Origin of the sequence: Alkalihalophilus sp. As8PL (genome assembly GCF_040939795.1) — a bacterium.
Lineage (GTDB): Bacteria > Bacillota > Bacilli > Bacillales > Bacillaceae_D > Alkalihalophilus > Alkalihalophilus lindianensis.
The window spans coordinates 3,189,929-3,216,069 of sequence record NZ_CP162551.1; the positions used below are offsets into that span (position 1 = coordinate 3,189,929).

Sequence of the window (26,141 nt, forward strand, 5' to 3'; positions counted from 1 at the left end):
TATAATGAGAACCAAGGGAATAAAATTTCAATAACAATAAAACAAAAGAAAAATAATTTCTTGAAAGTTTTAGGAGCTGAGAAGTCATGCAAATAGGAATGGTTGGATTAGGCAAGATGGGTTATAACCTAGTATTGAATTTACTTGATCACAAGCATGAAGTCGTTGCTCATGATGTCGATCAATCACAAGTGAGCTCAATTGAAAACGAAGGAGCAATTCCTGCTTATTCATTAGAAGAGCTTGTTTCAAAGTTAAAGAAGCCTAGAGTTATTTGGTTAATGGTTCCTGCAGGAGAAATAACAGAGCATGTATTATCTAGTTTAGAAAATATGCTCGATAGTGGAGATATTGTGATTGATGGGGGCAATTCAAACTACAAGGACACACTTACTCGCGCAGAAAAATTAGCGGAAAAAGGAATTTCATTTGTGGATGTTGGAACAAGCGGTGGGGTTGAAGGTGCAAGAAATGGTGTATGTATGATGGCTGGAGGACCTAAGGAAGTTCTTACTTATTTAGAGCCGGTTTTCAATGATATATCTGTTACAGACGGCTATTTGGCAAGTGGTAAAGTCGGAAGTGGTCATTTTCTTAAGATGATTCATAATGGGATTGAATACGGAATGATGCAAGCGATTGCAGAAGGCTTCGAAATCTTGGAGAAGAGTCCTTTTGATTACAACTATGAGGAGGTAGCGAAGGTGTGGAATAACGGATCTGTTATTCGTTCATGGTTGATGGAATTAACAGAGAATGCTTTTAAGAAAGATCCTAAGCTATCAGAGATTCGGGGTGTAATGAACTCATCAGGAGAAGGTAAGTGGACAGTAGAAACGGCCCTTGATCTTCAAACGGCAGCACCTGTGATTGCTTTGTCACTAATGATGCGTTACCGTTCACAAGAAACAGATACATTTAACGGTAAAGTAGTTGCAGCTCTTAGAAATGAATTTGGTGGTCACGAAGTTGTAAAAGCAAAAAATTAAAGAGGATTGAAGAGGGGAAACCCTCTTAAAAATAAAAAAGGGTTTTGAAGGGAGAGCAATAGAATGAAAAAGGTAATGTCATCATTTTTTATTGGATCATTGGCTTTGTTTTTAGCAGCATGTGGAGGAAGTGACTCTACTCAAGGAAATGGAAGCGCTTCAAATGGAGAGGAGGTTGCTACTGAGCAGACTGATTCAAAAACAATTCGTGCAGGTATCGGATTAAATAACGAGCATCCTCAATATAAAGGTCTTGAGAAATTTGCAGAGTTAGTGGAAGAGAGAACAGATGGATCGATCGTAGTTGAAACCTATCATAGTGGTCAATTAGGCGATGATCGCTCCATGATGGAAGCACTACAATTAGGCACACAAGAAGTTACCGTTCCATCTACTGCTCCAATTGCTAATTTCGTATCAGAATTTTCTGTATTTGATTTTCCGTTTTTATTTCCCAGCAGTGAAGTGGCAGACGAAGTTCTTGATGGAGAAGTAGGTCAAAGTTTTTTAGATAAATTAGAAGACCAAAACTTAATGGGTCTTGCATATTGGGAAAATGGATTCCGCAACTTAACGAACAGTAAACAACCTGTTGCAACACAAGAGGATTTTCAAGGGTTGACTATTCGTACAATGGAAAATGACCTTCATTTAGAAGCATTCCGTGCACTTGGTGCAAATCCAACTCCTATGGCATTTACTGAACTATTTACAGCTATGCAACAAGGAACTGTAGATGGTCAAGAAAACCCATACGCTACCATTTATCTAGAAGGCTATTATGAAGTACAACAGCATGTATCGAACACAAACCATATTTACAGCCCATTTGTGTTTATGATGAGTAAGTCATTTTTTGATTCATTAACAGAAGAAGAGCAAGAGATTGTTAGTGAAGCAGCACTTGAGGCAGGTGCTTACCAACGCGAATTGAATCGTGAAGCAAATGAGACTTATCTAGCAAATCTTCAAGAAGAAGGTATGACGTATACAGAAATTAGTGAAGACGAGCGTCAAAAAATGGTTGAAACTGTTCAACCTGTCATTGATAAATATGCTGAAAACATTGGCACTGAAGTTGTAGAGAAGGTTTATTCTGCAATTGAAGCTGCCCAGTAAAAAAAAAGTGAAATTGAAGGACTTGGCCTAACAGGTTTGAGTCCTTCTTTTCAAAAAAATCAAAAAAAGAAGCACAAAAGTGAATATGCATGTAGACATAATTAGTTTTGTACTTCTTAATAAATAGAAGAGATTAATTAGATAGAAGAAAAAGGGGAGTAATGGGATGAAGCTACTTAAGTGGATAGATGAGCATATAGAAGAAGTTTTATTGATTGGCTTTTCTGTTGTAATGGTTGCAGTAATTGCAGCTCAAGTATTTATGCGTCACGTAATGGAGTCTTCCTTATCTTGGTCAGAGGAGTTAGCAAGATATTGCTTTATTTGGTTGGTGTATCTAGGGATCAGCTATGGAGTAAAAAAACAACGTCATATTAAGGTTGATGTAGTACTCCTACTTTTAAAAGGGAAGGCAAAAATAGCGTTAGCCATGTTTGCCAATCTATTATTCTTATCTTTTGCTATCTTTGTCATTATTTATGGATATGATATTGCGCAACGTTTGCTTGCTTTTGGTCAAACATCTCCTGCCTTACATATTCCTATGGGACTGGTTTATATGGCTACACCAATCGGAATGGGTTTAACCGCTATTCGTTTGATTCAACAATTAACTAAACAAGGTAAGACGTTGTTTGGAGATGAGTCATTTGAAGTGAAAACCGAACAAGAGTTAATTGTTGAGCAGAGGTTAAATGAAGAAGACATTCCTACTATGAAGAGAAAGGATGACATTTAAATGACTGCTATCGTGTTATTTGCAAGCTTTGCTCTCTTTCTCTTTTTGAGTGTGCCAATAGGGATTGCGCTAGGACTTGCAACTCTAGTAACCATATTATACTCAGGGTCTATTCCTGTAGAATTTTTAGTACAAGGTCTTATCACGTCAGTTGACTCATTTCCTCTAATGGCCGTTCCTTTCTTTATTCTGGCTGGAGAGATTATGGGGAAGGGTGGAATCTCAAATCGGCTCTTTTTGTTTGCAAACTCTATCGTTGGAAATAAAACAGGTGGATTTGCCATAGCGACGATCATTACCTGTATGTTCTTTGCAGCTATATCGGGTTCTGGACCTGCTACGGTTGCTGCTATTGGAGGAATTATGATCCCTGCAATGGTACGCCAAGGGTATGATAAGAAGTTTGCAACAGCACTTGTAGCTGCTGCGGGGTCATTAGGCGTTATTATTCCTCCGAGTATTCCAATGGTGATCTATGGTGTAGTTGGAAGTGCATCCATAGGAGATATGTTTATTGCTGGGATTATTCCGGGAGTTCTAGTTGGAATGGGATTAATGATTTACGCTTATTTCCACTCTAAGAAAAAAGGATATGTAGGTAGTCCTGAAAAGACATCTTTAAAAAATATTTTACGTTCTGCTTGGGAAGCTAAGTGGGCACTCTTAATACCGGTAATTATACTTGGAGGGATCTATGGGGGCATATTTACTCCGACTGAGGCGGCAGTTATTGCAGTCGTCTATGGATTGATTGCAGGACTTTTATTATATAGAGAATTAAAAATAAAAGATTTACCTCGCGTTTTTGCAGATGCTGCTCTAACTACATCGACCGTGCTAATTATCGTCGGTTCTGCTACAGCATTTGGGCGCTTACTTACTATTGAGCAAATACCTAATCAAGTGGCTGAAGCGATGCTTACTATTTCTGAAAATCCGATAGTTCTTATTCTATTAATCACTGTATTACTATTAATAGTTGGTTGTTTTATGGATACGCTCGCTGCTATTATAATTTTAACGCCTATTTTGTTACCAATTGCAGTGAATCTAGGTTATGACCCTATTCACTTTGGTATTATTATGGTAGTGAATTTAGCGATTGGCTTTATTACACCACCTCTTGGAGTTAATTTATTTGTTGGCTCAGGGATATCCGGCTTATCAATTGAAACCCTCTCAAAAGCAATTATTCCATTTTTTGTTGCGATGCTAGCAACGTTGTTACTGATTGTATTCATCCCAGAACTATCATTATGGCTTCTACAATTTAAGCAATAACAATGAATGGAAAAGAGGTTAGTAAACTAGCCTCTTTTCAGTGTTTCCTTTTCAAATCTTTAAAAAGAAGGCGTTCATATGACTATATTCTTTCATGTAATGTTACCCGTATTACTTGTTTTTGTTCTAGGCTTCTTAATTCAAAAGTGGAAAAAGGTAGATATTAAACCGATCTCCACTGTAGCTATTTATGTTATGACACCATGTTTAGTATTTCGAACATTTTATTTGTCTGAGCTTAACTTACAATATGTTTACATGATTACGTTTTCCTTGGTGTTATTATTCGGTTTAATTTTCATTAATAAGATTTATGCGAAAGTTAAACAGCTTTCCACCTCACAAGAAAGTGGATTGATACTAGCAACGGCTTTTATGAATTCAGGTAATTACGGTGCTCCTATCATTTTGTTTGCCTATGGGGAAGCAGGGTTTGCTTATTCGGTCTCGTTTATGGTGTTACAAGCCATTATCATGAATTTCTTTGGTGTCTATTATGCAGCTAAAGGGAAAAATGGTATGAAGATTGCTAAGAAAGCAGTGCTAAGTATGCCTGCCACGTATGCAGTGATCTTAGCACTTTTATTTAATGTGTTTGCAATAGACATTCCAAACCCTTTCATGTTAACAATAGACATGATAGCAGAAGCGACGGTTCCTACAGTGATGTTGATCTTAGGTATGCAATTAGCTTTGATTAAATGGGGAGATTTTGACTGGCCAAACTTATCCTTTGGTTTTGTAACACGTTTATTTATTTCTCCCTTTTTAGCCTTTGGTATCCTGCTATTCTTACCGGTCGATCCGTTATTAGCTAAAGTACTAATCGTTTCAGCTGCTATGCCTTCAGCTGCCACTATTGTGATGTATGCTGTTCAATTTCAATCAGAACCGAGGTTGGTTTCAAGTATTACGTTAATGACAACGATTGGTAGTGTGATTACAATTACCGCTCTGCTCATCATACTCGGATAAATAGACATTACAAATGGGAAGTCATTTAGCAAGAATAGCGAACTTTCTATGCAACATCATTGCATTTTCTCACTGGTTTCTTTATCATAATGAAGAAGTGTTTTATAACGATGTAGGAGGTTTTTTTAATGAAAATGATGGATGCGAATGAAATTATTCAATTTATTTCAAACAGTCAAAAGAAAACACCAGTTAAAGTACATATTAAAGGTGATTTAGAAGGAATCGATTTTGGTGCAAATACAAAATCCTTTCTAACAGGTAATACAGGTGTTTTATTCGGAGAGTGGGAAGAAATTGAGCCAGCTCTTAAAGGGAATGAAGCAAAGATTGAAGATTTTGTTGTAGAGAATGATCGTCGTAACTCTGCTATTCCATTACTTGATATGAAAAACATTAAAGCTCGTATTGAGCCAGGTGCAATTATTCGTGATCAAGTAGAAATTGGTGATAATGCAGTTATCATGATGGGTGCAAGCATCAACATCGGTTCAGTTATTGGTGAAGGAACGATGATCGATATGAACGTTGTACTTGGTGGACGAGCTACAGTAGGTAAGAACTGTCACGTAGGAGCAGGTTCTGTATTAGCAGGAGTTATTGAACCGCCTTCTGCTCAGCCAGTAGTAGTTGAAGACGATGTCGTGATTGGTGCAAACTGTGTCATTCTTGAAGGAGTAACAGTTGGTAAAGGGGCTGTAGTAGCAGCTGGTGCGATCGTTACGGAAGATGTACCTTCAAACACTGTTGTTGCAGGAACACCTGCACGAGTTATTAAAGAAATCGACGAAAAAACAAAAGGTAAAACTGAGATTAAGCAAGAACTTCGTCGTTTAAACGACTAATTTATAACAGTGAAGAAGTAGCTTTGCTCTAGTTGAGCAAAGCTCTTTTTCCATTTAAGTGAAAAGGGGGAGTAATAGGTGAATGTTGATCAACTTATAACCATTCGAAGGGACTTACACCAAATTCCTGAAATAGGTTTTAATGAAATCAAGACCCAAACGTATTTACTGAATGTCATACAAACGTTACCTCAAGACTTTTTAGAAGTCAAAAAATGGAAGACTGGACTATTAGTTAAAGTAGCCGGAAGCAACCCAGAAAAGGTTGTAGCATACCGAGCTGATATTGACGGCCTTCCTATTAAAGAGAGAACCAATTATAAGGACTTCCAATCTACACACGAAGGGTTTATGCATGCATGTGGTCATGATTTTCATATGACCATTGCATTAGGTGTACTTAGTCATTATGCAGAAAACCAGCCGGAGAATCATTTACTTTTCATCTTTCAACCTGCTGAAGAAGGTCCTGGTGGGGCAGAGCCAATGCTTCGTTCTGAAGAATTTCGTAAATGGTGGCCAGACGAAATTATGGCGTTGCATATTGCTCCAGAGTACCCTGTTGGAACGATTTCCACAAAAACAGGAATGCTTTTTGCCAACACATCAGAACTATTTATAACATTGAAGGGGAAGGGGGGACATGCTGCTTATCCGCATCATGCAAATGATATGGTCGTTGCCGCAAGTCACCTCGTCACTCAACTTCAAAGTATAGTAGCTAGAAACGTCAATCCACTTGATGCTGGGGTAGTTACAATAGGGGTTATAAAAGGTGGAACGAAACAGAATATTATTGCAGAAGAAGCAACGATAGAAGGAACAATCCGTACAAAATCAATTGAAACGATGAGCATTATTAAATCAAGAATTGAACAACTTGTGCAAGGTGTGGAAGTAGGGTTTATGTGTTCAGCTACTATTGATTATGGAGCTAATTACTGTCAGGTATATAATGAAGAAATAACGACGAATCATTTCATCGAATTTACGAAAAGACAGTCAAATGCTACATTTGTTGCAAGCCCTGAAGCAATGACTGGTGAAGATTTTGGTTATTTTCTCGAACAAATTCCAGGTTTTATGTTTTGGTTAGGTGTTAGTTGTGAATATGGTTTGCATGATGCGAGATTAGAGCCTGATGAGGGAGCTATCCCGTTTGCTGTTACTCACCTTATTAATTTCATTAATTCTAAGTAAACTCTAGACCCTATAATGGGTCTTTTTTTGGAGGGTATTTAGAAGTCTATACATACTTTGGGGAATCCTGGTTAGGATAAGGAGGTAACAATTTAACATTCCTATGGAGGTGTTGGTGATGCCGAAAATTGGTGTCGAACAATCATTAACAGATGTACAACAAGAACTTCAAGCAAAAGGCTATGATATTGTGCAATTAAGAAATGAGCAGGACTCTCAAGGTTGTGACTGCTGTGTCATAACAGGACAAGACCAAAATATGATGGGATTGCAAAACGCTGCAATAGATGGTGCTGTCATTAACGCATCTGGAATGACAGCACAAGATGTCTGTCAGCAGGTTGAACAAAAGTTAAATCGGCAACAATAATTATGTAAGGACCTGAAACCACAATGGTTTCAGGTTTTTTAAAACCCTCAAATGCCTAGAAATCTATAAAGGCAAATGGGTAGGTTCCTGCATACAATACTGTATTAACCAAGATCTAGATTGACAAATAAAGCAATTAATAACTGTAAGAGAATTTGAATATTCGCTGTAATTTGGGTATCTGTTGTCGTTACATCGACATTGCGACTATTCTCAATGACTGTTTTCTGATAAGATAATTGTTTCAGCTTGGCTGTTTGTAATAAGTCTTGCGTCACCATCTCTGCTGTATTTGCATCTGCAATTGAAATGCTGATAACAATCGCAATGGCTGCTTGAAGAGAAGCTTGTAAGGAAAGTGCTGCTTTAGTATCAGTTGAAGTCACATTCACATCACAAGAGTCTTTAATGAAGATATACTCTTCAGATAGTTGAAGCGTTTTATTTTCCTGCTCAGCACTCTGTGTATCGTTGTTGTTATTAGAATGACACAGAGGGTGATTAGATGCTGTATCTAGAGCTGACCACCTATTAGGTCTTGATGCTTGTGCTTCATTGTTGTACACATATATTCTTTTCATCCTTGTTTCCTCCTTTCGTTTTATAGTTCAGCATATGTAAAATAACTGGAGTGGCTTGGACTAATCGACTGAAGAAGAAGCACAAAAAAACCACTCTCGTCACGGAGAATGGTTTTTGGATAAGTTAGCTTTTTTTCTTATTTAAGAATTGTTCAACCTCAGATTGAATGTTTTGAATGATGTTTTTAATTTCTTCTTTTTCATTCTTGTCCAATGTATTCAACGTTATATCGGCTTTGTGTTTTCTTAACACATTTCTAACCATAATATCAATTAAATCGCGTTGCGCCTTATCCATGATCTCCCTCCTTACATAAATACGGATACTATAAACGTATGAAAGAAATTCAAAAGGGTGTTGGGTGAACGATTCAATCATGCAAATTAAAAAGGAAGACGTAAACATACGTCTTCCTTTTGGTCATTTATTTCTTTTCGATATAAACTTGGTGAGGGAATGGGATTTCGATATCGTTGGCATCGAGTGCTTCTTTTAATTCTTTTCTTAACTTACGCTCGACTGCCCATTGCATCATGTTCTCCGTTTTTGCAATGATACGAATAACGACATCAGAATCTCCAAGCCCTTGCACTCCAATAACGTTCGGCCCCTCTATAATTGTTTCATCTTCTAAAGCTATCTTGTCACATACATTTTGCATCACTGCGATAGCATCATCAATATTATCATCATAAGAGATACTCATATCAATTAAAGCTCGCATATTTCCTCTAGAATGATTGCTTACGCTACTGATTTCTCTGTTAGGTACAAAATGAAGAGTGCCATCAAAACCACGAATTTGAGTCGTACGTAGTCCAACTTCTTCAACTACACCATCAATTCCTGCTGCAGTTACATAATCATCTACATCAATTTGCTTTTCCAAAAGTAAGAAGAAGCCTGTTACAACATCACTTACAAGGCCTTGAGCACCAAATCCAATTGCTAGACCAATGACCCCCGCACCAGCTATTAATCCTCCAATTGGAAGTTCAAAGATACCTGCAATAATTGTTACTAGGACAAAAATAAGTACATAAGAAAAGATATTTAAGCTTAATTTTTCAAGTGTTTTTACTCTTCCAAGGGACATATTGCGCTGCGTTTGCATTCGGTCAAACCCTGTAGAGATTACTCTCTTTCCAATTGAACGTACAATTAAGAATGCAATAAAAGCTAAAAAAAGCTGACCTAAAACTAGCAATACAACAGTTAAAAAAGCTCCTTGTGTAAGGTAAGCAGTCAACTGATCCACGTCTACCAACTCCTAAAAATTCAGTTCTCTAAACCTAGTTTTAACCTTTATCAGACAAATAAAAACACCTATTTAATGGAGGCACGGTAAAAATCGTAGCATAAGTATTCATAAATCACAAATCAAAACCATCTTTTGATGAGCATATTATTCGTCATTTTCATAAAAAAAGAGTATGATTGAGAATGTAGATGTTTAGTTTAATGACTTGTGGGAATAGTAGTAAGGGAGCCAAATTGTGAGAGTTTGTTTACATTGATTCTCATTTAATATTGACTAAAAATAGTGCTTCTTTTATAATGGACAACGTAGGAAGGTTAAATATTTTAGGAGGTATGTACATATGTCAGATAAGCGTATGGTTGCAAAACAAGCACCAAGATTTGAAATGGATGCTGTATTGCCTAACAAAGAATTTGCTAAGGTAAGTCTTGAAGAAAACATGAAAAATGATAAGTGGACAGTTCTTTATTTCTATCCAATGGACTTCACTTTCGTTTGCCCTACAGAAATCACTTCTTTAAGTGATCGTTATGATGAGTTTGAAGATCTAGATGCAGAAATCATTGGGGTTTCTACTGATACTGTTCACACTCACAAAGCTTGGATCAACACTTCTCGTGATGAAAATGGTCTAGGTGAATTAAAATATCCTTTAGCTGCTGACACAAACCACGTTGTTTCACGTGAGTATGGTGTTCTGATCGAAGAAGAAGGAATTGCTCTTCGTGGTCTATTTATCATTAGCCCAGAAGGCGAGCTAATGTATTCTGTTGTAAACCACAACAACATTGGTCGTGACGTTGAAGAGACACTACGTGTTCTTCAAGCGCTACAAACTGGTGGCCTTTGCCCAGCAAACTGGAAGCCAGGTCAAGAAACACTATCTGTATAATCATCGTATTAAGATGATCGAAAGAGGTCTAGCAGCAATGTTAGACCTTTTTTATACTCGAAAACTAGGAGGAATACAAAATGGTACTTAAATTACGTTCGCAAATGCCTGAATTAGATGGAGCAACCTCATGGTTTAATGGGGAGCTTAAAAAAGAAGATCTTGTAGGGGACAAGCCTACATTAATTCATTTCTGGTCAATAAGTTGCGGGTTATGTAAAGAAGCTATGCCGAATGTAAATGAATTCCGTGACCAGTATAAAGATCAGTTAAACGTAGTAGCTGTTCATATGCCTCGTTCTGAAAAAGATCTTGATCTTGATGAAATTAAAAAAGTGGCAGATGAACATGAAATTACGCAACCGATTTTTGTGGATAGTGATCACAAATTAACGGATGCTTTTGAAAATGAATATGTCCCGGCTTATTATGTTTTTGATGCAGAAGGTCAATTACGTCATTTTCAAGCAGGCGGCGGTGGTATGAAAATGCTAACAAAACGTGTAAATCGAGTATTAGGCATTAAAGAATAATTGTTTTTTTAGAACCTCTTTTTTAAACGGGGTTCTTTTTTATGAGTAAATATTAATCGATGACGTGATAGGTGGGTTAAAAAGAAAGCTACTGCATAAAATGGAGCAAATGCAGTGGGGGTGAAACATGAAAAGGCAGTTTGCTGTCATTGGGCTTGGTCGATTTGGAGGGAGTGTATGTTGTGCGTTAATAGAGCAAGGAATGGAAGTTTTAGCCATTGACCAAGATGAAGCACGAGTGAATAAGTACAGAGATCTCGTCACTCATGCAGTTGTTGCAGATGCTACTGATGAGCAAGCATTAAAGCATCTAGGAATACGTAATTTTGAACATGTTATTATTGCTATTGGGGACAATATTCAAGCCAGTATTTTAACAACACTGATTCTTGATGAACTAGGAGTAGAACATATAACAGTGAAAGCGCAAAATGATTATCACGAAAAAGTACTTACTAAAATTGGTGCAGAACGCATTGTTCATCCTGAGAGGGATATGGGTGTTCGTCTTGCTCATCATTTACTATCAAAAAATGTTCTAGACTACTTGGAACTGTCTGATAAACACAGCATTATTGAAATCATAGCTAGTACAAAGATGAGTGGTAAAACATTAATGAAACTAGATGTAAGAGCGAAATTTGGTTGCAATGTAATGGCTATAAAACGAGGGAGAGAAATAATTGTCTCACCACAGGCCACTCAACTAATTAAAGAAGAGGACATTTTAATTGTAATAGGTGCAGATGAGGATATTAAACGGTTTGAATATGAAATGTTCGATTAATAACAAAAAAGGGGATGCCTAAGTGGCATCCGCTTTTTATTATACTTCCATAATAATTGGTAAAATCATAGGCTTACGTTTAGTGCGTTCATATAAGAAAGGACCAAGTAAGTCGGTCATCTCATTTTTAATTTCAGACCATTGTGATGTCTTTCTTTCCATAACATCATCTAGGTGTTTGCTTAAAAGTTTTTGAGCTTCATGAATTAAGTCACTTGATTCACGCATGTAGACAAACCCTCTTGAGATGATATCTGGTCCAGCAGTTACTTTGAATTCTTTCATATCAAGACTAACCACAATAACCACTAATCCTTCTTCTGAAAGAATGCGTCGATCTCTTAAGACAATATTCCCAATATCACCAATACCATTTCCATCAACATACACAGAACCTGATGGGATTTTACCGACGATACCTGCTTCATTTGGGTGAATGGCTAGTACGTCTCCATTATCCATAATGAAACTATTCTTCTCATCTACACCACAATCTTTAGCTAATTTAATATGCATTTTCAACATACGATATTCACCGTGGATTGGCATAAAGTATTGAGGTTTCATCAGACGAAGCATTAGCTTTTGTTCTTCCTGACCACCATGTCCTGAAGTATGGATATCACTTAATGAACCGTGAATCACGTTTGCTCCAGCACGATAAAGTTGGTTAATTGTTTTACTTACACTCAATGTATTCCCTGGAATAGGCGATGATGAGAAAACGACTGTATCCCCAGGAATGATTTGAATCTGACGGTGTGTACCAAAAGCAATTCTAGATAAGGCAGCCATTGGTTCACCTTGTGAGCCTGTACATAAGATTGTCACCTGGTTATCAGGCAATTTATTTAATTGGGAGTGGTCAATGAACGTATTCTTAGGCGCCTTAATATAGCCTAACTCTTGGCCGATATTTAGAGCGTTTTCCATGCTCCGTCCAAAAACGGCCACCTTACGTCCATGCTCAACTGAAGCTTCTACCACTTGTTGAAGACGATGAATATTTGAGGCGAAAGTGGCAAATATCACACGACCTTCGACTTTTCTGAAGATCGAATCAATACTTTCTCCGACTTTTCGTTCAGACATCGTAAATTCTGGAATTTCACTATTTGTGCTATCTGATAATAAACAAAGTACGCCTTCTTCACCGATTTTCGCCATTTTAGTTAGGTTGGCTGGTTCACCAACTGGGGTGAAGTCAAATTTGAAATCACCGGTATGAACAACATTACCTGGCGGTGTTTTAACAACGATTCCATAAGAATCTGGAATGCTGTGGGTGGTTCTAAAGAAGGATACTGATGTTTTGGTAAACTTGACTACTTGGTCCTCATGAATTTCATGAAGTTTGGCTTTACGTAGCAATCCATGTTCTTCAAGTTTCCCTTTTAAAAGACCTAGAGCAAGTTTCCCACCATAAATAGGTACATTTACAGCACGTAATAAATAAGGGATACCACCGATGTGATCTTCATGACCATGTGTGATGAATAAACCTTTGATTTTGTCTTCATTCTTTACTAAAAATGAATAATCAGGAATAACATAATCAATACCAAGAAGTTCGTCCTCTGGAAACTTAATTCCGGCATCAATTAGAATGATTTCATCTTGAAACTGAACTGCATAGGTGTTTTTTCCGATCTCACCAAGACCACCTAATGCAAAAACTGCTGTTTGGTTATTTTTCATTTGTTTCATTGGTTAGATAGACTCCACTTTGAAATCTTCACTATTTTTTTCATATTCAAGATATGCCCCAGAGACCGGTGTGACGAATTCGATATTGTACTCTCTAGGTATTAGCTTTTTACGTACATCGGATTCTGATTCACCTTCGACAAAAATACTTTCTGTAAGTTCACGTACAGGTACTTGCTGAAAATTCTTTTGGAAATATACTTTGAAAATCATAAATAAAACCTCTCCTTAACGTTGGTTATATTTTCATTATAAAGCAAATGCAGTTCTTTTTCATGTTTTTCTTTTTTGAGAATGTGCATGCAATAAAATGAAAACAGTTTCCACGTTATATTCTCATTGTTTTTACGTTGTCTTCTCACTTATTAGAAGGCAGGGTAGGTTACCTGGTTACCTGCATACATTCTCGTCAGAATAAAGAGAGGTTATACTTCAAGTAGTCGGTTTTTAGGGAGTAATTGACGACAGCCTTTCAGAAGCTTTTTGCGAAGCTTTTTTAACATAAGACCCACTCCTTTCTTTGATTAGATATCCATTTTTATAAATAACTTAAGGGATTGTAATATGCTTAGTATGTGTAGGATATTTTACCGGTTTCGAGGTAATAATTGGAATGAGTTTTTTGTGGAGATTTATGGAAGATAGAAGATCTATTTAGATCATGTGTTAAAAGGAAATTCCCTCTTGAAATGTAGGATATGATCCTATAACAAACAAAAAAAGGAAGCACTATTGGCTTCCTTTTAAGGTAATTGTTTTTTCAATGGGTCTTTGAAGTCTTCGATACGATCGTAAAACATAATCCCATTTAAATGGTCCATTTCATGCTGGAATACAATAGCAACTAGTCCGCGGAGGCGAAGTGTCACATCATCTCCATCAAGATTGGTACCCTTCACAGTGATTCGAGCATATCTTGGAACAATTCCAGGAATATCACGGTCTACCGATAAGCAACCTTCCCCACTCTCAAGGTGAGTTTCCTCTACGGAATGGCTGATGATTTTTGGGTTAAATAATCCCATACTATGTAGGTTATCGTTGTCATCATACACATGAACAGCAAACATTCTTTTTGCAATACCAATTTGCGGGGCTGCGATGCCGACACCTGGTCTTAGTTGATACGCTTCTGAAATATCAGGGTCTTGACTATTTATAACAAAATCAAGCATTTTTTGAAGTGTTTCTTTATCTTCCTTTGATGCAGGTAAAGACACTTCTTTAGCTACTTGTCTTAATACGGGATGACCCTCACGGACAACATCCTTCATTGTAAGCATGTATGTATCACTCCTTTTATAACTACTATTTACTTTATGAAGAATGAATAAAAATAGCAAGTTATTTTCAAAGAAAAAAGAGCAAGCACGAGGCTTACTCTTTTTTACCTGCTTTTTAGCAGTGTCCGCCATGATGACCGAAACGAGAAGCGCCCACGATAATCAATAAAATAAATAATACTACGATTAACGCGAAGCCCTTACCGCATCCGCCCCCACCGTAACCTGCTACTGGAGCACCATAACCGTAACCACATGGATCATAACAACCTTGACCGCCACCAAATCCGTATCCGTACATGAGAATTCCTCCTTTTTTTAAAAAGCCATCGCATCAGGTGCGACTCACTAACTACATTATGCAGAACCCAGATGTGTGGTTGGATGAATGCCCATTTTTCAAAAAAAGATAAAAATAAATCTAATTCATGCACATATCTTCATCTATTGGACATATAGTTTAAATAGCTTTAAAAACCAAAATAGTTAGGACTTGTTATTTTTTGTCGGTTCATATACTGTGGTAGGGGACAAGTGTAGAATGTTAGGGGGAAATGTTGTTTATGAAATGGAAGGTTACAGCGTTAATCGTATCATTGGGTTTGCTTTCTGGCTGCGGGAATAGTGCAACTGAAACCATTTATCAACATTTAGAGAAAGCGGTAGAGCTTGAAGAACCATTTGTATCACAACAACAATCATTACAAGAAGCTGAAGAAAAAGAGTATCAGCTATACGAAAAAATGATTGCTCTTGGGACTGAGGAGATGGAGGAACTTTCGAATCTTTCTGATCAAGCATTAGAATCTGTAAGCGAACGTGAACAATTAATGGAATCTGAAAAAGAAAGTGTTGAACAAAGTAAAGAAGAGTTTGATCAAATCCAATCGGCCATAAGTGATTTAGAGCGCGAAGACTTACAAGACCTTGTTAATCAACTTGAGGAAGAAATGAATGCTCGTTACTCAAGTTACGGTGAACTTTATGATCACTACATAGCTGCAATTGAGGAAGATCGTAAATTGTTTACAATCATAAAAGATGAAGAGTTAACAATGGATAGTCTTCAAGAACAAATTGATCAAGTGAACCAACAGTACGATCTTGTTCATGAGAAGAAAGAAGTATTCAATCATCATACACAATCTTATAATAAATTAAAAAGAAGTTTTTACGAAGAAGCGGAACTAGATGTTCACTACGAAGAGTGAACATCTAGTTCGCTTTTTTTGTTTAGTTATTTTGTTTAGTTAGACTGGGAGATAGAGTGGAACTTGTCTGATTAAGGGAGGGCATGATAAAGGTATAACTGTACTAGTTGAGTTTGTATTGCTGTATAACACAGTTGTTTTTAGTGGTGCGAAATGATTGTGAAAAAATATGCAATTAAAACGATGAAACAAAAGGATTGACGGAATAATGATCGTTGTTGTAGACTTGTTCTCGAAAGGTAAATTGTATTAATTTATTTTTAGTTAGACTGATACAGTACATGTATCCGTGTGATTTTAATTCATTACGACAATCGTGATTGGTTACATATTTCGATATAAACTACTTCTATACCCTAATTAAGTCAAAGAAAAACGTTTCATTCATTTAAAAGAAGGTTATGTAAGTTCTATGAATGGGTATCCTAATGAAGAGTTTTGCCGAAGAGTTTACTCAACAAGACAAATATCATGTGAAGAACTATATTCACGATTGTGTGAATTTCCTAAAAGAAAGGTAGAGGTGAAGGTAGATGAGTACAAAAACGTTAGAGCAAGTTGAAAATCAATTTGAAACGTTTCAGATTTTAAACGAAGAAGGCGAAGTTGTTAATGAAGCCGCTATGCCTGAACTAAGTGATGAAGAGTTACAAGAGATTATGAAACGCATGGTTTACACTCGTATTTGGGATCAGCGTGCAATTTCATTGAACCGTCAAGGTCGTTTAGGTTTCTATGCGCCTGTAGCTGGTCAAGAAGCTTCTATGCTTGGTTCGCAATTCGCCTTAGATAAAGAAGATTGGATTTTACCTGGTTACCGTGATATTCCTCAAATCGTATTCCACGGTCTTCCATTACATCAAGCATTTTTATGGTCTCGTGGTCATTACGGTGGTGGTGAGATTCCTGATGGTTTGAACATCATGGTTCCGCAAATCATCATCGGTGCTCAAATCATTCAAACTGCTGGTGTGGCACTAGGACTTAAACGTAAAAAGAAAGAAAATATCGCTATTACGTACACTGGTGATGGTGGTGCATCACAAGGTGACTTCTATGAGGGTATGAACTTTGCTGGTGCTTATAATGCTCCTGCTGTATTCATTGTTCAAAACAACCGTTTTGCAATCTCAGTACCTGTTGAAAAGCAATCAGCTGCAAAAACAATTGCTCAAAAAGCAGTTGCTGCTGGTATTGAAGGAATTCAAGTTGATGGTATGGACGTTCTTGCTGTTTATGCAGCTACGAAACAAGCTCGTGATCGTGCATTAGCTGGTGATGGTCCAACTTTAATTGAAACGATGACATACCGTTATGGACCACATACTATGGCTGGTGATGACCCTACTCGTTACCGTTCTTCTGATCTTGATGATGAGTGGACGAAGAAAGATCCGCTAGTACGCTTCCGTAAGTTCTTAGAAGCTAAAAAACTATGGTCTGAAGAGAAAGAAAATGAAGTAGTAGATAAAGCTAAAGAAGATATTAAAGAAGCAATGAAGAAAGCTGATAGCACTCCAAAACAAAAAGTAACTGATCTAATTGGTTTCATGTTTGAAGAGTTACCAGCAAACCTTCGTGAACAAATGGAAGAGTATACAGCAAAGGAGTCGAAGTAACCGATGGCACAAATGACAATGATCCAAGCAATTACGGATGCAATGCGTAATGAGCTTAAGAATAATGAAGATGTTCTTGTGTTTGGAGAAGACGTTGGTCAAAACGGTGGTGTTTTCCGTGCGACTGAAGGCTTACAAAAAGAATTCGGAGAAGAGCGCGTATTCGATACACCTCTTGCTGAGTCTGGTATTGGTGGTTTAGCAATCGGTCTAGGTCTGACTGGTTTCCGTCCTGTAATGGAGGTACAATTCTTTGGCTTTGTATTTGAAGTATTTGATTCAATCGCTGGCCAAATGAACCGTCTTCGTTACCGTACTGCTGGAAAGCAAAGCGCACCTATTACCGTACGTTCTCCATTTGGTGGAGGCGTTAAAACGCCTGAAATGCATGCTGATAGCTTAGAAGGATTAATGGCTCAAACTCCTGGTTTAAAAGTCGTTATCCCTTCAACGCCATATGATGCAAAAGGCTTACTTATTTCAGCTATCCGTGATAATGATCCAGTGGTTTACTTAGAGCACATGAAACTTTATCGTTCATTCCGCGGAGAAGTTCCTGAGGAAGAGTACACAATTGAATTAGGAAAAGCGGATGTGAAGCGTGAAGGAAAAGACGTTTCAATTATTACTTATGGAGCTATGGTTCATTCTTCTCTTAAAGCTGCTGAAGAGCTTGAAAAAGAAGGAATTGATGCAGAGGTTATCGACTTAATGACGATTAGCCCAATCGATATTGAAACAATTATTGCTTCTGTAGAGAAAACGAACCGTGCGATTGTTGTACAAGAAGCTCAAAAAGCAGCTGGAATTGCTGCAAATGTTGTAGCTGAAATTACAGAGCGTGCTATCCTTAGCTTAGAAGCTCCGGTACTACGTGTAGCTGCTCCTGATACTGTGTATCCATTTGCGGCAGTTGAAGATGATTGGTTACCTGATTATCAAGAAATTATTGAAACTGCTAAGAAAGTTGTTAATTTCTAAAAAGTAGACAAGCATAGATGAAAAGGAAAGATAAATGTCTTTCCTTTTCACTCATTTATTTATTTTCTATTTAATTGGTTATAAAAAGGAGGAACTTCAAAGTGGCATATGAATTTAAACTGCCTGATATTGGTGAAGGAATTCACGAAGGTGAAATTGTAAAATGGTTTGTGAAACCAGGCGATGAAATAAAAGAAGATGATATTCTTCTAGAAGTTCAAAACGATAAAGCAGTTGTAGAAATTCCTTCTCCTGTTGACGGAAAAGTTCTCGAGGTTAAAGTTGAAGAAGGAACTGTAAGTATTGTCGGTGATGTTCTAGTAACAATTGATGCTGGTGATGCTAACCCTGCTGAAGAAGAAAGTGCTCCTGCAGAAGAAGCAAAAGAAGAAAAAGCAGAGCCTGCTAAAGAAGAGAAAAAAGAAGAAGCATCTACATCAGATGAAGCGACTGACGATAATGATGATACTCGTGTAATTGCAATGCCTTCAGTTCGTAAATTTGCTCGTGAAAAAGGTGTTAACATTAAGCAAGTTAGTGGTACTGGTAAAAATGGTCGTATTACAAAAGAAGATATTGAAAATCACCTAAATGGTGGTGCTGCTACAGAAGATACACAAGCAGATACAACATCTGAAAAGAAAGAAGACCAACCGCAAACAAAAGCACAAGAGCCAACATCTATTCCTGTTGGAGAAATGGAAGAGCGTGTACCTTTCAAAGGTGTTCGTAAAGCAATTGCAAAAGCAATGGTTAACTCTAAGCACACTGCTCCTCACGTAACTCACATGGATGAAGTAGAAGTTTCTGCACTTGTTGCTCACCGTAAGCAATATAAAGAAACAGCTGCAGAACAAGGTACAAAACTTACGTACTTACCATATGTGGTAAAAGCTCTTACAGCTGCTCTACGTAAATACCCTGCATTAAATGCTTCTATTGATGATGCAAACGACGAAATTGTATACAAAAAATACTTTAACATTGGTATTGCTGCAGATACAGAGCACGGTTTATTCGTACCAGTTGTTAAAGATGCAGATCGTAAATCAATTTTCGCATTAGCTGATGAAATTAATGAGTTGGCAGTTAAGGCTCGTGATGGTAAACTTAGTGGTGCAGAAATGAAGGGCGGATCAGCTACAATTTCTAATGTTGGTTCAGCTCGTGGTCTATGGTTCACACCTGTTATCAATCACCCAGAAGTCGCTATTCTAGGTATTGGTCGTATTGAGGAGAAGCCAGTTGTGAAAAATGGTGAGATTGTTGCTGCACCTGTATTGGCTCTTTCTATAAGCTATGACCACCGTTTAATTGATGGCGTAACAGCTCAGAATGCTCTAAACCACGTTAAGCGTCTGTTAAATGATCCACAATTACTATTAATGGAGGGGTAATGAATGGTTGTTGGAGATTTCGCAAATGAAGTAGACACACTTGTCATTGGTTCAGGTCCAGGAGGATACGTTGCAGCAATCCGTGCAGCCCAACTCGGACAAAAGGTAACGATTGTTGAGAAAGGAACACTTGGTGGGGTTTGTTTAAATGTTGGATGTATCCCATCAAAAGCACTAATCTCAGCAGGACACCGTTATCATAATGCTAAACATTCTGATGACATGGGGATTACAGCTGAAGGTGTTTCCATTAACTTTGACAAAGTTCAAGAATGGAAGGGCTCAGTCGTTAAGAAATTAACTGGCGGGGTAGAAGGTCTTCTAAAAGGAAATAACGTTGAGATTGTACAAGGAGAAGCATACTTTGCTTCAGAAAATTCTGTGCGAATCATGGACGAAAAGAGCTCACAAACGTATAACTTTAAAAATTGTATCATTGCAACAGGGTCAAGCCCAATTGAACTTCCTAGCTTCAAGTACACAGATCGTGTCATCAACTCAACAGGTGCGTTAGCTCTTAAAGACGTTCCTAAGAAGATGGTTGTCATTGGTGGAGGATATATTGGTATTGAACTTACTGGTGCATACTCTAATATGGGTACAGAAGTAGTTGTTCTTGAAGGTGGAAAACAAATTCTTCCTGGTTTTGAAAAACAAATGGGGAAACTTGTTGAACGTAAACTTAAAAAGAACGGCGTAAAATTCCATACAGAAGCTTTAGCTCAAGGTGTGGAAGAAACTGATAACGGCGTGAAAGTTACAGCTGAAGTTAAAGGAAAAGAAGAAGTGTTTGAAGCTGATTACGTTCTTGTAACAGTAGGTCGTAAGCCAAACACAGAAGAGCTTGGCCTAGAGCAAATCGGCGTTGAAATGACTGATCGTGGATTGATTAAAACGGACAAGCAATGTCGCACAAATGTAAGCAACATTTTTGCAATTGGTGACATCATTGAAGGTCCTGCTTTAGCCCACAAAGCATCTTACGAAGGTAAAATAGCTGCTGAAGCCATTGCTGGTGAAAAATCAGAAATTGATTACCTAGCTATTCCTGCTGTTGTATTCTCTGACCCAGAACTTGCTACAGTTGGTTACAACGAAAAAGAAGCTAAAGATGCGGGTTATGATGTAGTAGCATCTAAGTTCCCATTTGCTGCAAACGGACGTGCTCTATCACTTAACGATACAGATGGCTTCATGAAGCTTATCACTCGTAAAGAAGATGGCCTTGTAATCGGTGCACAAATTGCGGGACCTAATGCTTCTGATATGATTGCTGAACTTGGACTTGCAATTGAAACTGGTATGACTGCAGAAGATATTGCTCTTACAATCCATGCTCATCCTTCATTAGGCGAAATCACAATGGAAGCTGCTGAGGTTGCTCTCGGTACGCCAATTCACATTGTAAAATAATAAACCTCTTAATAGGAGTCGCTCGTAGAGTGGCTCCTATTTTTATTTATTTTTAATTCACATTTGACAACTCGGATTAATATGATTTATAGTAAGACCAAGGTAACTGATCGGACATCCGAAGGTACTCCTAATAACGTCTTAATTCTTAATGAGGTGATGAAATGATATTTGGATCTCTCTTAAAATGGACGCTGGATGCCTTTTCTTCAATAGGCCATATCCCACTTCCAATCCTTTTTTCTGATCAATTTATGAAAGAATTTACTTCTTTTAAAGAATGGGAAGAAATGATGGAAGTAAGTCAACAAAAAGTAGTAACGATCAAAGATTTTGAGCGAGCAGAGGAATTTTGGAATCCTTTGATTCAGTCGTCAACACAGTTTTCTAGTTGGGTAGAAATGAAAGAAGAAGCTGAGGCTTATTACTTTAAACAAAGACCATATGGACCTTTTCCTATGGTATAAAGAAAAGGTGTGCATGACCATTCATGCACACCTTTTTGAATTCTGTTTTAGAGTCCAATATGGTTCATTTGAATCTGAAATGTATGATTTAATTTGGTAAGAATATCATCCTTCGCTTGAGGACCTTCCATCCGTAGATGAATATCTTCTCCGGTTAAAATGAGCATCGTAGGGAAGGTCTCGATCTCAAATTGTTTAATACGATCTTTATCTTCAGCCTCAACTACTTGAAAAGATGGGATTTTGTCTGGATGTTGGGTCTGAAGTTCTAATAAGGCGTCATAATAGCTATGTTCTTCTTCTAAGGCTTTCGCATCAGAAAATAAAATGGTTATCATCGTAGACTCAGTATAGGAGGGAGGAATGGTATCATCTGATTGAGCAGAAGAGACACAATTCGATAACATGAATATTGGAGCGAACAACATTGATAGAAAAAGCTTTTCCATGGTATTTCACTTCCTTGCAAGTATTATCCCTTGTAAGCAATTACCTCATTTTATCACGATTGAAACCTAGTTAGGCATTTAGTAATAGAAATGTAACCTAAAAGCAATATCCAGCTTATAAAAGTAAAAAAGGAGCTCTTGATTTCTCAAGAGCTCACACCATTCATTATTTCTTCTTCTTTTTAATTGAAGCTTTTTCTTCTTTAAAAAGCTGTTTCTCTTGCTTGAATTTATCTCTTTCTTGCTTTAATTCATACCGTTCATTCCGAATGCGCTCCTTTTCACTTGCAAGTGTCGGCTTCTCATCTCTTAAAGACATCATCAAGGAAATAATCATAAAGATCATGATTACTGTAAACGGTAATGCCGCAATGATGGCGGCTGTTTGTAAGGCCCCTAGTCCTTCTGGAGATGTAAGTAAAACTGCAGCGGATCCTGAAATAATAAGTCCCCAAACAAATTTTACAGAGTTAGGAGGATTTAAGCTGCCATTCGTTGTTTGCATACCTAGAACGACGGTTGCAGAGTCTGCAGATGTAATAAAGAATGAAGAAATAAGAAAGACTGCAAGGATCGACATAATGATTCCTAATGGGAATTGTTCTAGAACAGCAAATAGTGCTACTTCCATCCCTGAATCAGTCATCGTTCCCATAATATCTGCGATTCCTTCGCGCTGCATATAGATACCTGTTCCGCCAAATACACTAAACCATAAAGCACCAAACGTAGCAGGAACAGCTAGTACACCAATAATAAATTCTCGAATGGTTCGACCACGGGATACGCGGGCAATAAAGGTACCTACAAATGGTGCCCATGAAATCCACCAAGCCCAATAGAAGATTGTCCACCCTTGAACCCATGTAGTTTCAGAATCATAGACGTCCAACCTAAAGCTCATTCCAACTAAATTTTGAATATAACTTCCGACCCCTTGAGTGAATACACCCATGATATAGCTCGTTGGTCCAAAGAAAAGTACAAACAACATAAGTAAAATGGCTAAGTAAACATTCGCCTTACTCATAATTCGAATCCCTTTATTAATTCCTGTTTGAGCAGAAATCATAAAGAGAACAGTGACAATTAATATGACAATTAACTGCAATACGACATCGCTCATAGATCCGAGTCCTGGAACTAGGTAAGCAAGTCCAGCTGAGATTTGCGCAGCACCAAATCCAAGAGAGGTAGCCACACCAAAAATAGTTGCAAATACTACAATTACATTAATTATCGTACCAATTTTCCCGTTCACACGATCTCCTAGTAATGGCTGAAAAACAGCACTCATAATCCCAGGTGAACCTTTTCTAAATTTAAAGTAAGCTAAAGCGAGTGCTACAACTGAATAAATCGCCCATGGGTGTAAGCCCCAGTGAAAGATTGAATAACGCATAGCTTCTCCAGCTGCGGCATTTGATCCTGGTTCAGCACTTGGAGGTTCAAAGAAGTGATACATTGGTTCTGAGACGCCCCAAAATACTAAACCAATCCCCATACCAGCAGTAAACAAGAATGAAAACCAAGTTAAATAATTGTATTCAGGCTTTTCATCGGGTTTTCCTAGTTTGATTTTTCCGTAAGGACTAAAAATCAAATAGATAGAAAAGATTAAAAACCCAGTTGCAGCAAGTAGATAGAACCAGCCTAGTTCATCGGTAATGAACCCTTGGATACTTTGAGTCACAGTTTCTAAATTTTCCGCAGCAAATACGCCCCACAGAATAAATGCAAGAGCGATAGATACAGAAATAATAAATACAGGCGTAAGATTTTTCATATAAAAACCACCTTTCCTATTCATTTTGTGTCTTAATTCACAATCTCTAACCTAACATAATTCGATAAAAAATGACAACATTTATGCATAAGTGAGCTAATAGGCATGAAGACTATATTCTTTAACCTAAACTTGCTCAGTTAAAACCTGATTTTTGACATTTTTTCATTATTCATATTGGAAAGGTTGTTTGAAAATGTAATCTGGATAAGATTTCTCTTGAATGGAGAACATTCTCTCATCAGCTGTAATGCTTGCTAGCTCTTCGGCTACTTTGTGAAGAGAAATTAATTCATGAGTGATTAATGACAGTGTCTCCTCACTCGTATAATTCATGCTCCTTTTTCGTTTTAACTCTTCCATTATTACATGATGGGTTGTAGCCATTTGATGAAGGGGATCTTCAATAATTTGTTTAAATGAATGTACGGCCACCATCATATTCTCTTTTTCTTCATTAGATATATGATGATTTAAACGAATGTGACAAAGTTTACCGATATGAAACAAGACTAAATGTAAATAATCAAGTTTCTTTTTTAAAAATCCAAAAGACCGACGCTCGAATTCATTGGATTTGCGATATCGCCATTCATCATATTGAAATTGGGTTAATTGATACGTTGATGCAAGTTGGGTATGCAATTGTCGATAAAAATGTGTACGGTCTTCATCTTCTTCATGTAAAAGGTGACGTACAGCTAAATCTAATGTTTTAGCTGTTTCCCCAAATAAAGTTTCTACTTTGTCTACAAGTATAGGTCCAAATTTCGGAGGCAGAATAACAAAATTGACCAAGGTAGATACAATGATTCCTGTAGATGTACCTGACATTCTTGTCACAAAGTCTGCTATAACATGGTCGGTTGTTCCAGGGATCATAGCTACAGCGGTTAATGTTGCAACAAGCGTTCCTGTATCTAACTTTAATTTTGAACAAGCAATAATCGTCATCATTGCGACTAATGAGTAAGTTAGCGCTGATTGGCCCAATAAGACATCAAGGACTATGGCAAATACGGCCCCGATTGATGCTGCAGGTAGACGAACCAATCCTTTCTTTAGCGAATCTGCTGCTGTTGGTTCTGTTGTTACAATTGCTGTAATAACAGCAAATGTGGCAGGTAGATCAAGCCAATGGCAAATGAGAGCTGTTATAAAAACAGCTAATCCAGTTTTCACTACTCTCCTACCAATTATGACTCTTTTACGCATGGAATCCCTCTTTTTACAACTAGACATCATTAGTCGTTAGTATGAATCATGTCGAAAAAAGTTATACACATCTACCAACTTAGGGAAAAGTTTGATATGATTTACAAGGTCTAGTATAAGTGAGGGAGTGTTCGAAAATGAGTAGGGGATTAATGAGTCTAATTGCTGTTATATTAATAGCAGCTTTATTTATGGCTGGGTGCAATAATTCAGTTGATACGAACGAACAAGATGCGAATAGTGAAGCTGCATCTGATCAAACTACGGAACATGATGAATCTAATGATGGTTCTGAATCAAATGAAGAAGCCGAACCAGATCTAGAGGAAGTTGATGAGCAAGTAGAGGTAGATAATCAAATTAATCAAGGGTATAAAATTAATGAATCTAATTGGAAAGTTGAACCTTTAGGTGAAGAAGAAAAGAATGTCGTTCTTCTTACAATTGATGATGCTCCTGATAAGCATAGTGTCGAAATGGCGAAAATTCTCAAGGACCTTGAAGCAGGAGCAATCTTTTTTGTGAATGGTCATTTTATAAATAGTGAGGAGGGACAAGCTCAGCTTAAAGAAATTTATGAAATGGGCTTTGAAATTGGGAATCATACGATGAATCACAAAAATTTAAGAGATCTATCAGAAGAAGATCAATATGCGGAAATTGTTCAATTAAATGACTTGATAGAAGACATAATTGGTGAACGACCACGGTTTTTTAGAGCCCCATTTGGTGCTAATACCGATTACTCTGAGCAGGTAGTAAAAGACGAGGGCATGGTCTTGATGAACTGGACGTATGGGTATGATTGGGAAGCTGATTATATGGAAGCAGCTGCATTGGCCGATATTATGGTCAACACTCCTTATTTAACAGAGGGAGCTAACCTACTTATGCATGATCGACAATGGACAATGGAGGCTCTTGATGAAATTGTCAATGGCCTAGAAGAAAAGGGCTATCGAATCATTGATCCTAAAGAGATTAAAGGGCTAGAATAAATCCTTTAATGCTTTTAGCACGTCTATTGTTTGTCATTAAGG

Annotated in this window: 28 protein-coding genes; 18 read left to right on the top strand and 10 right to left on the bottom strand. The window is 37.5% G+C overall.

Going from position 1 to position 26,141, the window contains the following annotated elements:
• Positions 1-86: 86 nt before the first annotated feature.
• The 8 genes from gnd to AB3N04_RS17640 all read left to right on the top strand — a co-directional run bounded on the left by gnd (position 87) and on the right by AB3N04_RS17640 (position 7,518).
• Complete coding sequence (gnd, locus tag AB3N04_RS17605; protein ID WP_368503915.1) at positions 87-989, top strand: phosphogluconate dehydrogenase (NAD(+)-dependent, decarboxylating); 903 nt, start codon at positions 87-89, stop codon at positions 987-989.
• 63 nt (positions 990-1,052) lie between these two features.
• The gene (locus tag AB3N04_RS17610) at positions 1,053-2,108 is read left to right on the top strand and encodes a TRAP transporter substrate-binding protein (protein WP_368503916.1); all 1,056 of its coding nucleotides are present in this window, start codon (positions 1,053-1,055) and stop codon (positions 2,106-2,108) included.
• Positions 2,109-2,274: 166 nt separating this feature from the next.
• Positions 2,275-2,847: a TRAP transporter small permease gene (locus AB3N04_RS17615; RefSeq protein WP_368503917.1), complete on the top strand. Its 573-nt coding sequence runs from the start codon at positions 2,275-2,277 to the stop codon at positions 2,845-2,847.
• Positions 2,848-4,128, top strand: coding sequence for a TRAP transporter large permease (locus AB3N04_RS17620; RefSeq protein ID WP_368503918.1), 1,281 nt, complete (start codon positions 2,848-2,850; stop codon positions 4,126-4,128).
• 78 nt (positions 4,129-4,206) lie between these two features.
• Positions 4,207-5,103 (top strand): AEC family transporter, encoded by an 897-nt coding sequence (locus AB3N04_RS17625; protein ID WP_368503919.1) that lies wholly within the window; start codon positions 4,207-4,209, stop codon positions 5,101-5,103.
• Positions 5,104-5,231: 128 nt separating this feature from the next.
• The gene (gene dapD / locus AB3N04_RS17630; RefSeq protein WP_368503920.1) at positions 5,232-5,948 is read left to right on the top strand and encodes a 2,3,4,5-tetrahydropyridine-2,6-dicarboxylate N-acetyltransferase; all 717 of its coding nucleotides are present in this window, start codon (positions 5,232-5,234) and stop codon (positions 5,946-5,948) included.
• A gap of 78 nt (positions 5,949-6,026) precedes the next feature.
• Positions 6,027-7,148, top strand: coding sequence for an N-acetyldiaminopimelate deacetylase (locus tag AB3N04_RS17635; protein WP_368503921.1), 1,122 nt, complete (start codon positions 6,027-6,029; stop codon positions 7,146-7,148).
• A 118-nt stretch (positions 7,149-7,266) separates the two neighbouring features.
• Entirely contained in the window at positions 7,267-7,518 is a 252-nt protein-coding gene (locus tag AB3N04_RS17640; protein WP_368503922.1) for a YkuS family protein, read from the top strand.
• Between the two features lie 104 nt (positions 7,519-7,622).
• On the opposite strand, the gene AB3N04_RS17645 is transcribed toward AB3N04_RS17640, so the two are convergent.
• The 3 genes from AB3N04_RS17645 to AB3N04_RS17655 form a co-directional block, all read right to left on the bottom strand.
• Positions 7,623-8,099: a spore coat protein gene (locus AB3N04_RS17645; protein ID WP_368503923.1), complete on the bottom strand. Its 477-nt coding sequence runs from the start codon at positions 8,097-8,099 to the stop codon at positions 7,623-7,625.
• 124 nt (positions 8,100-8,223) lie between these two features.
• Positions 8,224-8,397, bottom strand: a complete 174-nt coding sequence (locus AB3N04_RS17650; protein ID WP_368503924.1) for a hypothetical protein — start codon at positions 8,395-8,397, stop codon at positions 8,224-8,226.
• A 127-nt stretch (positions 8,398-8,524) separates the two neighbouring features.
• The gene (locus AB3N04_RS17655; RefSeq protein ID WP_368503925.1) at positions 8,525-9,358 is read right to left on the bottom strand and encodes a mechanosensitive ion channel family protein; all 834 of its coding nucleotides are present in this window, start codon (positions 9,356-9,358) and stop codon (positions 8,525-8,527) included.
• A gap of 343 nt (positions 9,359-9,701) precedes the next feature.
• Between AB3N04_RS17655 and AB3N04_RS17660 the strand changes: the two genes are divergently transcribed.
• From AB3N04_RS17660 to AB3N04_RS17670, 3 genes are all read left to right on the top strand, one after another.
• On the top strand, positions 9,702-10,253 hold the full coding sequence (locus AB3N04_RS17660) for a peroxiredoxin (RefSeq protein WP_317122456.1): 552 nt from the start codon (positions 9,702-9,704) through the stop codon (positions 10,251-10,253).
• 80 nt (positions 10,254-10,333) lie between these two features.
• On the top strand, positions 10,334-10,786 hold the full coding sequence (locus tag AB3N04_RS17665; RefSeq protein WP_368503926.1) for a redoxin domain-containing protein: 453 nt from the start codon (positions 10,334-10,336) through the stop codon (positions 10,784-10,786).
• Positions 10,787-10,913: 127 nt separating this feature from the next.
• Complete coding sequence (locus AB3N04_RS17670) at positions 10,914-11,573, top strand: TrkA family potassium uptake protein (protein WP_368503927.1); 660 nt, start codon at positions 10,914-10,916, stop codon at positions 11,571-11,573.
• A 39-nt stretch (positions 11,574-11,612) separates the two neighbouring features.
• On the opposite strand, the gene rnjA is transcribed toward AB3N04_RS17670, so the two are convergent.
• From rnjA to AB3N04_RS17690, 4 genes are all read right to left on the bottom strand, one after another.
• The gene (gene rnjA / locus AB3N04_RS17675) at positions 11,613-13,280 is read right to left on the bottom strand and encodes a ribonuclease J1 (RefSeq protein ID WP_368503928.1); all 1,668 of its coding nucleotides are present in this window, start codon (positions 13,278-13,280) and stop codon (positions 11,613-11,615) included.
• A 3-nt stretch (positions 13,281-13,283) separates the two neighbouring features.
• Positions 13,284-13,493 (bottom strand): DNA-dependent RNA polymerase subunit epsilon, encoded by a 210-nt coding sequence (locus AB3N04_RS17680; protein WP_368503929.1) that lies wholly within the window; start codon positions 13,491-13,493, stop codon positions 13,284-13,286.
• 530 nt (positions 13,494-14,023) lie between these two features.
• Positions 14,024-14,563: a peptide deformylase gene (def, locus tag AB3N04_RS17685; protein WP_368503930.1), complete on the bottom strand. Its 540-nt coding sequence runs from the start codon at positions 14,561-14,563 to the stop codon at positions 14,024-14,026.
• Positions 14,564-14,678: 115 nt separating this feature from the next.
• Positions 14,679-14,864: a YjcZ family sporulation protein gene (locus AB3N04_RS17690; protein ID WP_368503931.1), complete on the bottom strand. Its 186-nt coding sequence runs from the start codon at positions 14,862-14,864 to the stop codon at positions 14,679-14,681.
• A 262-nt stretch (positions 14,865-15,126) separates the two neighbouring features.
• Here AB3N04_RS17690 and AB3N04_RS17695 point away from each other — a divergent pair, with 262 nt between their 5' ends.
• The 6 genes from AB3N04_RS17695 to AB3N04_RS17720 all read left to right on the top strand — a co-directional run bounded on the left by AB3N04_RS17695 (position 15,127) and on the right by AB3N04_RS17720 (position 21,651).
• The gene (locus tag AB3N04_RS17695; RefSeq protein ID WP_368503932.1) at positions 15,127-15,774 is read left to right on the top strand and encodes a YkyA family protein; all 648 of its coding nucleotides are present in this window, start codon (positions 15,127-15,129) and stop codon (positions 15,772-15,774) included.
• A 533-nt stretch (positions 15,775-16,307) separates the two neighbouring features.
• Positions 16,308-17,393: a pyruvate dehydrogenase (acetyl-transferring) E1 component subunit alpha gene (gene pdhA / locus AB3N04_RS17700; protein ID WP_368503933.1), complete on the top strand. Its 1,086-nt coding sequence runs from the start codon at positions 16,308-16,310 to the stop codon at positions 17,391-17,393.
• 3 nt (positions 17,394-17,396) lie between these two features.
• The gene (locus AB3N04_RS17705; protein ID WP_368503934.1) at positions 17,397-18,374 is read left to right on the top strand and encodes an alpha-ketoacid dehydrogenase subunit beta; all 978 of its coding nucleotides are present in this window, start codon (positions 17,397-17,399) and stop codon (positions 18,372-18,374) included.
• Positions 18,375-18,475: 101 nt separating this feature from the next.
• The gene (locus AB3N04_RS17710) at positions 18,476-19,771 is read left to right on the top strand and encodes a dihydrolipoamide acetyltransferase family protein (RefSeq protein ID WP_368503935.1); all 1,296 of its coding nucleotides are present in this window, start codon (positions 18,476-18,478) and stop codon (positions 19,769-19,771) included.
• Between the two features lie 3 nt (positions 19,772-19,774).
• Positions 19,775-21,184, top strand: coding sequence for a dihydrolipoyl dehydrogenase (gene lpdA, locus AB3N04_RS17715; protein WP_317122467.1), 1,410 nt, complete (start codon positions 19,775-19,777; stop codon positions 21,182-21,184).
• A gap of 164 nt (positions 21,185-21,348) precedes the next feature.
• On the top strand, positions 21,349-21,651 hold the full coding sequence (locus tag AB3N04_RS17720; RefSeq protein WP_368503936.1) for a hypothetical protein: 303 nt from the start codon (positions 21,349-21,351) through the stop codon (positions 21,649-21,651).
• A gap of 47 nt (positions 21,652-21,698) precedes the next feature.
• Here AB3N04_RS17720 and AB3N04_RS17725 read toward each other — a convergent pair whose 3' ends face one another.
• From AB3N04_RS17725 to AB3N04_RS17735, 3 genes are all read right to left on the bottom strand, one after another.
• The gene (locus AB3N04_RS17725) at positions 21,699-22,100 is read right to left on the bottom strand and encodes a hypothetical protein (RefSeq protein ID WP_368503937.1); all 402 of its coding nucleotides are present in this window, start codon (positions 22,098-22,100) and stop codon (positions 21,699-21,701) included.
• Between the two features lie 166 nt (positions 22,101-22,266).
• Positions 22,267-23,886 (bottom strand): BCCT family transporter, encoded by a 1,620-nt coding sequence (locus AB3N04_RS17730; RefSeq protein WP_368503938.1) that lies wholly within the window; start codon positions 23,884-23,886, stop codon positions 22,267-22,269.
• Between the two features lie 168 nt (positions 23,887-24,054).
• Positions 24,055-25,101, bottom strand: a complete 1,047-nt coding sequence (locus AB3N04_RS17735) for an aromatic acid exporter family protein (RefSeq protein ID WP_368503939.1) — start codon at positions 25,099-25,101, stop codon at positions 24,055-24,057.
• Between the two features lie 137 nt (positions 25,102-25,238).
• Between AB3N04_RS17735 and AB3N04_RS17740 the strand changes: the two genes are divergently transcribed.
• Positions 25,239-26,099: a polysaccharide deacetylase family protein gene (locus AB3N04_RS17740; RefSeq protein ID WP_368503940.1), complete on the top strand. Its 861-nt coding sequence runs from the start codon at positions 25,239-25,241 to the stop codon at positions 26,097-26,099.
• Positions 26,100-26,141 lie beyond the last annotated feature (42 nt).